Source organism: Pelistega ratti (genome assembly GCF_009833965.1).
Lineage (GTDB): Bacteria > Pseudomonadota > Gammaproteobacteria > Burkholderiales > Burkholderiaceae_B > Taylorella > Taylorella ratti.
This window is the reverse complement of the sequence record NZ_CP047165.1, coordinates 812,795-825,409: the sequence shown is the minus strand read 5'-3', so window position 1 is coordinate 825,409 and position 12,615 is coordinate 812,795. Positions and strand designations below refer to the sequence as shown.

At 38.4% G+C, this 12,615-nt stretch carries 11 protein-coding genes; 8 read left to right on the top strand and 3 right to left on the bottom strand.

What is annotated here, in order from left to right; all coding sequences use genetic code 11:
• The first annotated feature begins 31 nt into the window (after positions 1-31).
• Entirely contained in the window at positions 32-874 is an 843-nt protein-coding gene (locus F9B76_RS03565) for a PHP domain-containing protein (protein ID WP_159990882.1), read from the top strand.
• Between the two features lie 25 nt (positions 875-899).
• Positions 900-1,451 carry a transcription elongation factor GreB gene (gene greB, locus F9B76_RS03560; protein ID WP_159990881.1) on the top strand — a complete coding sequence of 184 codons (552 nt, stop codon included), beginning with the start codon at positions 900-902 and terminating at the stop codon, positions 1,449-1,451.
• Between the two features lie 4 nt (positions 1,452-1,455).
• Here the strand turns inward: greB and F9B76_RS03555 are convergent, their stop codons facing one another.
• A complete protein-coding gene (locus tag F9B76_RS03555) occupies positions 1,456-2,313 on the bottom strand; it encodes a 23S rRNA (adenine(2030)-N(6))-methyltransferase RlmJ (protein WP_159990880.1) in 858 nt (285 codons plus the stop codon).
• Positions 2,314-2,376: 63 nt separating this feature from the next.
• A complete protein-coding gene (ugpQ, locus tag F9B76_RS03550; protein ID WP_159990879.1) occupies positions 2,377-3,120 on the bottom strand; it encodes a glycerophosphodiester phosphodiesterase in 744 nt (247 codons plus the stop codon).
• Positions 3,121-3,487: 367 nt separating this feature from the next.
• Here ugpQ and F9B76_RS03545 point away from each other — a divergent pair, with 367 nt between their 5' ends.
• From F9B76_RS03545 to F9B76_RS03530, 4 genes are all read left to right on the top strand, one after another.
• The gene (locus F9B76_RS03545) at positions 3,488-5,398 is read left to right on the top strand and encodes a SurA N-terminal domain-containing protein (protein ID WP_159990878.1); all 1,911 of its coding nucleotides are present in this window, start codon (positions 3,488-3,490) and stop codon (positions 5,396-5,398) included.
• A 258-nt stretch (positions 5,399-5,656) separates the two neighbouring features.
• The gene (cysK, locus tag F9B76_RS03540; protein ID WP_159990877.1) at positions 5,657-6,634 is read left to right on the top strand and encodes a cysteine synthase A; all 978 of its coding nucleotides are present in this window, start codon (positions 5,657-5,659) and stop codon (positions 6,632-6,634) included.
• A 487-nt stretch (positions 6,635-7,121) separates the two neighbouring features.
• Positions 7,122-8,048: a LysR substrate-binding domain-containing protein gene (locus F9B76_RS03535; protein WP_159990876.1), complete on the top strand. Its 927-nt coding sequence runs from the start codon at positions 7,122-7,124 to the stop codon at positions 8,046-8,048.
• Positions 8,049-8,227: 179 nt separating this feature from the next.
• Positions 8,228-8,812: an NAD(P)H-dependent oxidoreductase gene (locus tag F9B76_RS03530; protein ID WP_159990875.1), complete on the top strand. Its 585-nt coding sequence runs from the start codon at positions 8,228-8,230 to the stop codon at positions 8,810-8,812.
• 350 nt (positions 8,813-9,162) lie between these two features.
• Here F9B76_RS03530 and F9B76_RS03525 read toward each other — a convergent pair whose 3' ends face one another.
• Positions 9,163-10,032 (bottom strand): AraC family transcriptional regulator, encoded by an 870-nt coding sequence (locus tag F9B76_RS03525; RefSeq protein ID WP_159990874.1) that lies wholly within the window; start codon positions 10,030-10,032, stop codon positions 9,163-9,165.
• A gap of 172 nt (positions 10,033-10,204) precedes the next feature.
• On the opposite strand from F9B76_RS03525, the gene F9B76_RS03520 reads away from it, so the two are divergent.
• Both F9B76_RS03520 and F9B76_RS03515 read left to right on the top strand, forming a co-directional pair.
• Positions 10,205-11,626 carry an aldehyde dehydrogenase family protein gene (locus F9B76_RS03520; RefSeq protein ID WP_159990873.1) on the top strand — a complete coding sequence of 474 codons (1,422 nt, stop codon included), beginning with the start codon at positions 10,205-10,207 and terminating at the stop codon, positions 11,624-11,626.
• An 81-nt stretch (positions 11,627-11,707) separates the two neighbouring features.
• Positions 11,708-12,553: an SDR family NAD(P)-dependent oxidoreductase gene (locus tag F9B76_RS03515; protein WP_243140673.1), complete on the top strand. Its 846-nt coding sequence runs from the start codon at positions 11,708-11,710 to the stop codon at positions 12,551-12,553.
• The last annotated feature ends 62 nt before the right edge of the window (positions 12,554-12,615 follow it).

The window sequence follows — 12,615 nt, the reverse complement described above, 5'->3', positions numbered from 1 at the left end:
ATCAATCGTATTATGTTTAAGGTTTAAATAAATGACCCGTTATTCTTCTATTGATCTACACTGCCATTCTACGGTATCTGATGGTATTTATACCCCTTCTGCCTTAGCCTCATTGGCGTACCAGAATGGGGTAAAAGTATGGAGTTTAACCGATCATGATGAAGTAGGGGGGCAGCAAGAGGCTCAACAAGCGGCAAGTGATTTGGGAATACGCTATATTACAGGGATTGAAATTTCAGTAACATGGCTAGGAAAAACCTTACATATGGTCGGGCTAAACTATGATATTCACCATACCGCTTTACTAGAGGGGTTACAGCGTCTTAGAGAAGATAGAGTAGCACGGGCACATAAGATGGCATCTTTATTAACATCATTTGGTCTTGAGGGAGCTTTTGAAGGGGCATTAGCCTTGGCAGGAAATCCTGATTTATTAAGTCGGACACATTTTGCACGCTATATGGTTAATCAGGGATTTTGTCATCATCTTCAAGAAGCATTTGATATCTACCTAGGTGATGGCAAAAAGGCCTATGTAGCAGGTGCTTGGGCAACCTTAGAGCAAGCGATCAATTGGGTTATAGGGGCTGGAGGCATCGCTGTGATTGCACATCCGGGGCGTTATAAGTATTCAGAAATGGAGTTTGCTGTACTTTTTGACCAATTTAAATCATTAGGGGGACAAGCCATTGAGGTAGTGACAGGTTCTCACCGTCCAGAGCAATATCAGCAGTATGCAGATGTGGCAAAACGATATGGTTTTTTAGCCTCTTGTGGTTCGGATTTTCATGGTGTTGATCCTAAAAAAATGATGCTTGGTTGTGTCCCTGATATTGATTTTGGTTTAACACCAGTATGGCATACGTTTTTATAAACTTTATATTTAAAATAGTGAAATAATGAGTAAAGCATTTACAAAAGAAACCGATAGAGAAGAAGATGATGATCAACAAGAGCCATCATTGCCGAAAGGTATCAAAAATTATATGACCGTACAAGGGTATCAAATGTTGCGAAAAGAGTTAGAACATTTGGTAAAAGTGGAGCGCCCAGAGGTTGTTTCAGTCGTATCTTGGGCAGCATCAAATGGTGATCGTTCTGAAAATGGTGATTATCTGTATGGAAAGAAGCGATTGCGTGAAATTGATAGACGTATTCGATTTTTGACAAAAAGATTGGATATCGCTGAGGTTATTAATCCAGCGACACAACCTAATAAAGATCAGGTATTTTTTGGTGCAACGGTACAGTATGAAAATCAAGATGGCGAAGTCATCGAAGTAACGATTGTTGGTGTTGATGAGGCTGATCCACTTAATGGTAAAATTAGCTGGATTTCTCCTGTAGCCAAAGCCTTATTAAAAGCTCGAGAGGGGGATAGCGTTAATTTAACGACACCATCAGGCCCTCAAGAGCTTATTATTTTAGAAGTAAACTATCCAGAAGAATAGTGTTTTACTTCTCAAAATGGTTTAGCTGGAAACTTGCCTTATCATCTTCCCCTAAATGGGTAACGAGGTAGGGCATTATTTTTTGTAGGGCAGGTAATAGCGTATAGGGAGGGTTGATAATAAACATACCACTACCATGTAAGCCATACCCTGTTTTTGTTGGTCTTTTTACTGTTAGTGCTGCGTTTATCCAGCTTACATTGGGTAGTTTCTCAAGATGGTGAACCATATCAAAAACCTCTTTACGTTGCACGAGAGGATACCAAATAAGGTAACAACCTGTCTGAAAACGTGCTAGTGCCTCTTTGACGGTTTTAAGAACATGACGGTAATCGGTTTTATCTTCATAAGAGGGATCAATCAGTGTAATAGCACGGCGAGGCGGTGGTGGTAGTTGTGATTTTAAGAAATCAAAACCGTTTTTCTCAAATATGGTTACCTGTCGGCTGATTTGTCTATCTTGCTGAGCAATATGATCTTGTAATACTTGAAATTCACTGGGGTGCAATTCAAATAATCGTAAACGATCGCCTTCTCGCATATATTCTAATGCAATCCAAGGTGAGCCCGGGTAAAATTGTAGTGACTCACCTAAGTTGAGGTCTTTAATATAGTTCACATAGTGCTGTAAATCTTCTGGTAAATCACTTTGATGCCAAAGACGTGTAATCCCAGTGGTAAATTCGGCTGTTTTTTCTGCCCATTCATCGCCTAAATCGTAAATACCTGCCCCAGCGTGTGTATCAATGACCCAATAGGGTGTTGGTTTACGATTAAAATAATTTAAAACATGGATAAGTACAGTATGTTTTAGGACATCTGCATGATTACCCGCATGAAAAGCGTGGCGATAACTAAACACAGTAGCTCCTTAATGGATCAGTAAGTTTTATGAATAAGAGAGGGAGTAAATTTATTAAGATTATTAGGCTAAAGAGGCTAATCGCTCTAATTCATCCGTGATAATCACATCACACCCCCATTGTTGTAATTGTTTGGCTCTTTGATAGTCATTTACTGTCCAAGTACAAATTTTAAATCCATCTTTATGGATGGTTTTAATCATTTTTTCTGTCAGTATCTGGTGGTCAGGGTTAATAGCAACACAAGCCAGTTTTTTAGCTATTTTCTTGACAGAGGCATTATAGGATTCACATAAGAATGCACGAGGAATTTTAGGGGCTTCTTGGTATGCTGCCTCTAATGCTTCTGCTGAAAAAGAAGAGAGTAAGGGGAGTGTATCGGATTTTGCAAACCATTTGGTAACTGCTTTGGCAACTAATTGTCCTGTAATTTTTTCACGGTTAGGGCAAGGCTTAATCTCAATATTGCAAAGCATATTATTTTCTTGTATAAAGCGAATAATATTTTCTAAGGTAGGGATAGGTTCACCTGCATAATAAGCACTGTGCCACTGCCCCACATCAAGTGTTTGCAGTTGCTTGTAATCCATTTGAGCAACAAGTCCCAGACTCGTTGATGTACGTGTTACATCGTCATCATGCATAAGGATAAGTACATTGTCTTGGCTTAATTTGACATCAAACTCAACCATATCAAAACCATAATCAAGCCCACATCGCATAGCTGCTAAGGTATTTTCAGGGGCAAATGTACCAGCACCACGGTGTGCAACAAGACGAGGGTAAGCCCAATGCTTAGATGACATTCTGTATCCTTTTGTATAAAAACTAATAAACCTTATTTTACCGCAGATTCATTATTTTCTTTGTGTAGAGATATTGAATAGCGTTTATTTTGTCGTGATGAATTTGTAGATTGTGGTAAATAACTTTTTAACTTTATTCCAAATGCGATAGTAGAGAAGTAATCTTTTAGCTTAACTTAATAACCGTTAGGTATAACAATAAAATAGAATAAAAAATAAGCTCTTTTTCGGCTTATTCTATAGGGTGAAAGCCGAAGTGTTAAGGTAAATGGGTATGAATCTGCTAAAATAGGCGTTCAAGACTTTTTGTCTTTATTGATTTGGACAAATTACTTGCGTATATACGCGTTCATATAGAGAAAATAATATGTTAGATTTTATTCGCCGACATTCGCGTTTATTGATGATTTTACTGTTTGTATTAGGTATGCCATCTTTTTTATTTAGTGTGGTTGCTGATCAAGGGTTTAGTGTAACTGAAGACCGTATTGCTACTATCAATAAACAGAACATTACTCAATCAGAGTTTAATCATTCTTGGACAAATCGTTTACATGAATTAAGAACGAGCCAAGGTGCTAATTTTGATATTGCTCAAGTGGATACGCCAGCGGCGAGAGAGGCTTGGTTAAATGGTTTAATTGATGCGATGGTTATCCAAGAAACGGCTATTCAGGATAAATTTTCTGCCCCTGAAAGTCTTGTTCGCCAAACTATTGCCCAATTACCGCAAGCACAGGAAAACGGTCATTTTAGTATGGATGCTTATAACCGATTTCTAACAGGGATTGGGGCGAGTGCCTTACAATATGAGAATAGTGTACGTCGTAATGAAGCCATTGGTTTAGTGATTAATCCTATCGCTGATAGCGTAGTGATGCCTGCTAAGACAGTTAAGGCATTAGGTGATGCTATGTCAGAAGAGCGTCAAGTACGTTTACGTTGGTTTAATAATGAGGCATTTATTAATGGTATTCAAGTTTCTGAAGAAGAGTTAAGTAAATGGTATGAGGAGAATAAAACTTCTTTTGAAATTCCTGAATATGTGAATCTTGACTATATTTTATTAAACCAAGAAGCCGCTGTTGCTCAAGTTAATACGCCTTCTGATGCAGAGCTTGAAAGTTATTACCAAAGTAATATTCGCCGTTTTTCAGAAGTAGAACGCCGTCATATTCGTCATATTCAAGTCGATACTTTAGAAAAGGCACAAGAGGTAGCACTTAAAGCAAAACAAGATCCTACTCAATTTGAAGCACTAGCAAAAGAATATTCTCTTGATAATGGTACTAAAAATACGGGTGGTGATTTAGGTTTACTGCAACGTGGACAAATTAGCACTATTGATGAGGCCGTTTTTACTCCTAAAGAAACAGGTATTACGGATCCTATTCAACTTGGTAATAACTACCATGTTTTCCAAATTGTGAGTATTCAAGGTGGTACGGTTAAACCTTTTGCTGAAGTGAAAGAGGAAATTGCTAAAGAAGTTCGTTTACAGTTGGCTTCTGATCGTTTTGCAACTATGGCAACCGATTTAACACGTCTTGCACAAGAAAACCATGATTCTTTACAAGCGATTGCGGATGCATTAGGACTTAAAGTTCAGCAGGTAGATGGTATTTCTCGAAGTGGTTTATTACCTAAAGCACAAGCAGGAGCTAAGGCAGCGTTAGGTAGTGAGGTAGAGCGTTTCTTTACATTACCTCGTGTGCGTGAAGATGTGTTTTCGGCAGAAATGTTTACGCAAGGGTTAAACTCTGGTGTGATTGAAGCCTCACCAGCAGAATTATTAGTTATTCGTATTCGTGATAAGGTTGAAAAACATATTCCCCCATTAGCAAAAGTAACGCAACAGGCGTCTTTTATGATGTTGAATGAAAAAGCACATGCTTTGGCAGAGCAAACAGGACAAAAAGTATTGGAACAAGCTCAACTGGATCAAACACAAGAAGGGTTTGGTACAGCTGTTGGTATTAGTCGTTTTACCACAAATTTACCTGAAGCGTTGCTGAATCAAATTATGACAGCACCTGTTGATAAATTACCTCACTATATTGGGCTATCTGTGAATAATGCTTATGTTATTGCTCGAATTGAAGGTGTTACGGCAGATAAGCAAGATTTAAAAGACTTATTTACACAGTACCAAGCACCGATGTTGGATGTGGTATTGGGTAATGAGGTCAGTAAAGACTTTACGGCAAATTTACGGAAAATGCATAAGGTAGAGATTCTTCCATTGGCGAAAACATTACTTGAGGAAGAACAGCAGTAAATTGCTAAATTAATTTAAAAGGGGAACTCATTTATAATGAGCCCCTTTTTTTATATAACTATAAGAAATATAAAAACAATAAAACATTATTTTTATTTTTAAAATAATACTTTTATACTTTGTTAAGTTTACTTTTTTGAGAATGAATAGCTTTATTAAGCCGTATGAAATCAATAAAAAGTTTTTTATATATGTAATGATATGACTGATAATATATACTTATGAATTAGTCTATTATCAATAACAAGGGGATATATAATGTCTAAATGGTTTGAAAATAATACACAATCAATCGGTAATACACCACTTATTAAATTGAATCGTCTTACAGAAGGTGCTGCTGCTACTGTATTAGTAAAAGTAGAGGGTCGTAATCCTGCTTATTCTGTTAAAGATCGTATTGGTGTAGCGATGGTTGAAGATGCCCTTGCTCGCGGCGTACTAGGTCCAGGTAAAGAGATTGTTGAAGCAACCAGTGGTAATACGGGTATTGCACTCGCTTATGTGGGTGCTGCTAAAGGTATTCCTGTTACATTAACGATGCCAGAAACCATGAGTTTAGAGCGCCGTAAATTATTAGTTGCTTTTGGGGCAAAATTGGTACTGACGGAAGGTGCAAAAGGGATGAAAGGCGCTATTGCCAAAGCAGAGGAAATTGTTGCTTCTGATCCTAATAAATATGTGCTTTTAAAACAATTTGAAAATCCTGCTAACCCAGCGGTACATGAACGTACAACAGGCCCTGAGATTTGGGATGCGACAGAGGGAGCTGTTGATATTCTTGTCTCTGGTGTGGGTACAGGGGGTACAATTACAGGAGCAACACGCTATATCAAAAAGACAAAAGGCAAAGCAATTCAATCGGTTGCCGTAGAACCAACTGATAGTCCCGTATTGACACAACAGCGTAATGGTGAAGAATTAAAGCCGGGTCCTCATAAAATCCAAGGTCTTGGCGCTGGTTTTATCCCTGGTGTTCTTGACTTATCCTTAATAGATAGTGTTGAGCAAGTATCAAATGAAGAGGCATTTGAATACACTTTACGCCTAGGTCGAGAAGAGGGAATTTTATCAGGTATTTCAAGTGGTGCAGCAGTGGCTGCGGCAGTTCGTCTTGCTAAACGTCCTGAAAATGCTGGAAAAGTGATTGTGGCTGTACTACCTGACTCAGGTGAGCGTTATCTCAGCTCTGCATTATTTGAAAACCTATTTGATGAAAAGGGTATTGCTAAGTAATTTAAGATATTACTGTTATACTTATAAGTAATTAGGTTTCTACATCCTTTTAAGGAGAGGTATTTTCCCTCATTTGATACTTTCTCTTTAAAAGCTTTTTCCTGCTACTAAGGTAGCAGGTTTTTTTTGTCTATCTATTTAGTGGTATAAGAGTGAGTAGATTTTTATGATGCTTAGCCATTTGATGAAGATGAGATTTATACTTTAGTCATATTATTCTTTAGGGGAAATCATAAATATTGTAGAGATTTATTCAAAAAATAAGTATAACTGACGTAACTTTTTCGGGATAACTTAAATATAACTTTATAGGGTATGCTACTTGCTTATATAAGTAAACAAGACTAAACTACTACATTTAATAAGGTTATTTTATTAAAGAGAGGATATTTCTGGTTTTTAAGTAAATTTTCTTTATAACATAGTGTATGAAGTATTCTTCTTTATAAGGTAGCGAGTCTATTTATATTATTTTTTAGAGTTTATCGTGACATTAATTGAACTAAAATACGTAATTGTTGTTGCTCGTGAGAAGCATTTTGGTCGTGCAGCAAAGGCTTGTTTTGTCAGCCAACCTACGCTTTCTGTGGCAATTAAAAAACTAGAAGATGAGTTAGGTGTTACCCTATTTGAACGAGGGGGAACTGAGGTGACGGTTACACCTATTGGTCAGCGAATTGTTACACAAGCACAGCGTATTTTAGAAGCTAGCACTCATCTTAAAGAGATTGCTCGACAAGGTCATGATCCGTTAGAAGGTCCTTTAAAAGTAGGGGTTATTCATACGATTGCTCCTTATTTATTGCCTAAATTAGTCCGTAAGCAGTTAGAATTAACACCGCAAATGCCCTTGATTTTACAGGAAAATTTTACAGTACGTTTATTGGAACTTCTACGTTTAGGTGAGGTGGATTGTGCCATTATGGCGTTACCTTTACCCGATTCTGGTTTAGAAATTGAACCCTTATACCGTGAAGAGTTTGTTGCTGCTGTACCTAGTCACCATCGCTGGGCGGATGAATTATCAATTAATGTCAAGGACCTCAAAGAAGAAACGATGTTGTTACTTGGTAGTGGGCATTGTTTCCGAGATCAGGTGTTAGAGGTATGCCCTGAGATGTCTCGTTTTTCTTCAAATGACTCTGGTATTCAACGCTCTTTTGAAGGTTCTTCCTTAGAAACTATCCGACATATGGTTGCTGCTGGGTTGGGTATTACGCTATTACCCAAGAGTGCCGTACCAGAATTGACGAATGACGGGCATGATTTAGTCCGCTATATTCCTCTACAAGATCCTGTTCCTAGTCGAGAAGTTGTATTAGCTTGGCGGCGTAGTTTTTCTCGCCAACCTGCTATTGATGCTTTAGTCAAAGCAATTAAGCAGTCAGGTGTTTTTGGGGTAGATATGTTATAGCTTATCTGAGTAGTATCTAAAGACGGATTTTAGACAAGTGCTGAAGCCCGTTTTTTTATGGTTAAATTTCAGTGAGATAAATTTTATTTGATAAAAGTTTAGATTGTTGTTCACAATAAGATATAGTACCCAAATATTTTTTATAATAGAGATGGCTTAATAAAATAAAGGAAGTATCAATGAATATTTTATTATTAGATGGTGGTAAAGCCTTTGGACATTCAAATGGTCAGCTTAACCATACTTTACACCACACAGCATCTGAGGTATTAAAACAGCTTGGACACCAAGTGCAGGAAACAGTGATAGATAATGGCTATGATATTGCCACAGAAGTTGAAAAATTCTTATGGATGGATGCTGTTATTTGGCAAATGCCTGGTTGGTGGATGGGAGAGCCTTGGACAGTAAAAAAATATATTGATGAGGTCTTTACGGCTGGATATGGAAAACTCTATCAAAGTGATGGTCGTCATCGTGTTAATCCAACTAAAGATTATGGAACAGGTGGTTTACTTCATGGTAAAAAACATATGTTATCTTTAACATGGAATGCTCCTCTTGAAGCCTTTACGGATCCAAATGAGTTCTTTGAGGGGAAAGGGGTAGATGGTGTTTATCTACATTTTCATAAAGCGAATGAATTTATCGGTATCAAAGAAGCATTACCTACCTTTATTTGTAATGATGTGATTAAAGCACCTGATGTGCCAACGTATATTGCTAATTATAAAGCACACCTTACTAAAGTGTTTTCTCAATAAAAAGGTATAAATTTAGTGAAGTTATATCAATTCTGATAATAATAACTTATTGATTTTATTGTGTAAAATTAAATTGTGTATTTATTTTTAGGGCTTTTTAATAAGCCCTTTATTCTTCTAAATAATATAAATAATGTGACTTTACTATATGTTTAATCGGTTTGAATAAAAAGTATTTATTAAAACTAAACCGATAATACTGAATGAAGCAAAAATCTATTCTTAATATAAAGTTCAATAAGGATTATCTGAAATTAAAGGTTTAATTATTAAGAGAATAAGAAATTATTATGAGGATAGATGATTACCTAGATTATAGATAATTACTATCCCCAATAAGCCATTGTTCTCTATTCGCGTTGTATTGTCTCTTTGGGAGGATAACCAAAGTGGCGCTTGTATTCGCGGCTGAACTGGCTAGGGGATTCGTAACCAACTTGATAGGCGGCATCAGCAATACTTTTCCCCTCTTGGTTGATGAGACGGAATGCTTCAGTCAGACGAAGGGATTTTTGATACTGCAATGGACTCATTGCGGCAATATGACGAAAATGACGATAAAAATTTGGCACACTCATATTCGCTTGATCAGCAAGGTATTGCATAGTGAGTGGGCGGTTGAAGTGGGATTTGAGATAGGCGATAGCCTGCATAATTCTGGTGGTTTGTCCGCCCAACGATACTATTTCACATAGTCTGCCACCGATTTCACTCTGAAGTAGGTAATAATACAATTCTTTTTGAATCAAAGGGGCAAGAACGGCAATATCATCGGGATAGCAAGCCAGATTCGCAAGACGATAAAGTGCATCTGTCATTTTTTCGTTCATTATACCGATTTGGATAGGACTGCTCTCTGTTTTATCAGAAAATGATTTGCCTGAATCTATCAAAAGTTGTAATAAAATGGTGGTATCAAGTTTTAATTGTATGCCGACATAAGGATAACTTTCACTTGCACCCAATACTTCGCCTGTAATAGGTAGCTCAATAGAGTAGCACATATATTGCCCGTTACCGTAGGTCAGGTGGTTTTGTCCCCAATAGACTGTTTTTTGTCCTCTTAAAATAAAACAGACAGCAGGCTCTTGTAAGTAGCTAATACGTTTAATGGGTGTATCGCAGCGGTAAAGGATTAATCCTGTGTTTTTCAGTTCAAGTATTTGGTCTTTTTTCAAGAAAGCAAGTAGGGCTTCAATCAGTTGTTGGCGTTTAATCATGTGGTATTTGCTGTTTATCATTATCAGAGAAAGAGTATAACAAAATAGTAATAAAATTTCGGTATTTGATAAAAATAGGCAAGAAAACGATAGAAACAGTCTACCATTTAAAGTGAAATTTCCCCAATAATAGCTATTGATGAAAACATGGTAAACGAGAAAAGGAAATCCTATGTACGATATCAACAAGATTTATATCAATGGTGAATTTGTGACTCCGCACGGGACAGAGGTGCTGGAATTGTTCAGCCCTGTCAGTGGAGAAAAAGTCAGCCGCGTGGTATTAGCGGATGAGGTGGATACACAAAACGCGATTGCTGCTGCTAAAACGGCATTTCAAACTTTCCGCTATACCGATAAAGCCGAGCGTATTGGCTATCTACGCAAATTACACGACATTATGGCAGTGCGTAAGCAAGATTTAATGGATGTGATGATGGAAGAGTTTGGTTGTCCGCGTTATTTCACTGAATTGTTGATTTCCGGTGCCGTCAATGATTTCAAAAATATGGCAGATATTTTGGAAAATTATGATTTTGAACCAACAGTCGGACGTTCAAAAGTGCGTTTACAAGCTGTAGGTGTGGTGGGTGTGATTATCCCATGGAACTCCTCTAACGGCTTTATTGCCACCAAAGTTTCTGCCGCCATTTCTGCCGGTTGTACTTGCGTGATTAAACCGAGCGAACTATCTGCCCGACAAACACAACTGATGATGGAAATTTTCCACGAAGCCGGTTTACCAAAAGGCGTGGTGAATTTTGTAACGGGTAAGGGGACTGTGGTTGGTGCAGAAATTACCCGTAATCCTGATGTGAACAAAATTACGTTCACGGGATCAACGAATGTAGGTAAAACCATTGCAAAAGGGGCGGTGGATACCATGAAACGGATTACCTTAGAATTAGGTGGTAAAGCCCCGAATATTATTTTGGATGATGCCGATTTTGCTACAGCTATTCCTCAGGCTCTCTTTGCTTGCTATATCAATAGCGGACAGGCGTGCGTAGCTGCAACCCGTTTACTCGTACCGCAACACCGTTTGGCAGAAGTAAACGAACTTGCCAAAAATGCTATTAAAAATATAGTGAAAGTGGGTTTACCGCAAGAAAATGACACAACAATCGGGCCGATGGTGACATCAAATCACTGGCAAACAGTACAAAATTATATCCGCATTGGTATTGAAGAAGATAAAGCTGAGTTATTGGCAGGCGGTTTGGGTAAACCTGAGGGCTTAGAAAACGGCAATTTTGTTAAGGCAACCGTGTTTACTAATGTGAGTAACCAAATGCGTATTGCCCGTGAAGAAATTTTTGGTCCGGTACTGTGCATTATTCCCTATAAAGATGAGGAGGATGCTATCGCTATTGCCAATGATACACCATTTGGGTTGGGAGCATATATTACAGGTAAAGATCGCAAACGTATTGACTATATCGCCGAACGTATTGATGCCGGACGAGTGTGTATTAACGGTGATTTCCACGATGATCTCGCTCCATTCGGCGGTTTTAAACAATCAGGTTACGGACGGGAATTTGGTGTTTATGGTTTGGATGCCTACCTTGAGCCAAAAGCCATTATCGGTTGATTGGTCGATAATACCCCTCACTTTTCATTAACTTAACAACCCATACGATATAGTGATGGGATAAAATTTGAAGGAATAACAATGAAAACTTATTTAATTACAGGCGCCTCAGGTGGATTAGGTTTAGAACTTGTCAAAACGGCTTTAAATGATGGGCATCACGTGATTGCCGCCGTTCGGAATCCTGATTCATTAGCAGAACTGGTGAAATCTTACCCTGAACAGTTAACCACCGAACGTTTTGATGCTGCCGACACGGCTCAATTTCAGGTGCTTGCCGATAAATATCCGCAAGTGGATGTGCTTATCAATAATGCCGGCGGTTCGGTTTTAGGAGCAATGGAAGAATTAACGAATGAACAAGTAGAGCAACAACTCACACTTAATTTGCGTACGCCAATTTATCTAACCCGTGCATTTTTACCGGCAATGCGTGCTAAACAATCGGGCGTGTTGGTATATATCACCAGTATTGGCGGACGGGTTGGTTTTGCCAGTGGTGTGATGTACCATGCGGCAAAATTCGGATTGGAAGGCTTTGCCGAAGCATTAGCGCAAGAAGTTGCCGAGTTCGGTATCAAAACTGTCATTGTTGAACCCGGGTCAATGAAAACCCGTTTTGTGGCAAACGTTAATTGGGCGGTACAGAGCGAGACATATCATAGCGGCACAACAGTTGGTAAAATGCGTGATTACATTCAAAATTATGGCGAAGACAGCATTGCAGGCGACCCGGTGAAAATTGCTCGAGCGGTGATTGATCTCACCATTGCCGACACACCACCATTGCGCACTGCACTCGGTACGGATACCTATGCCGTGTTGGAACAAGCTTATGCTAAACATGCCGCAGATCTCAAAGCCCAAGAAACCTTGGCAAAATCCGTAGCATTTGAAGGTAAAGTTGGGTTTATGCCGAATAGTTGATTATTATATAAAGTGAAAATGGAATACCGTCTGAAGATCTTTTTCAGTCGGTATTTTCTTGA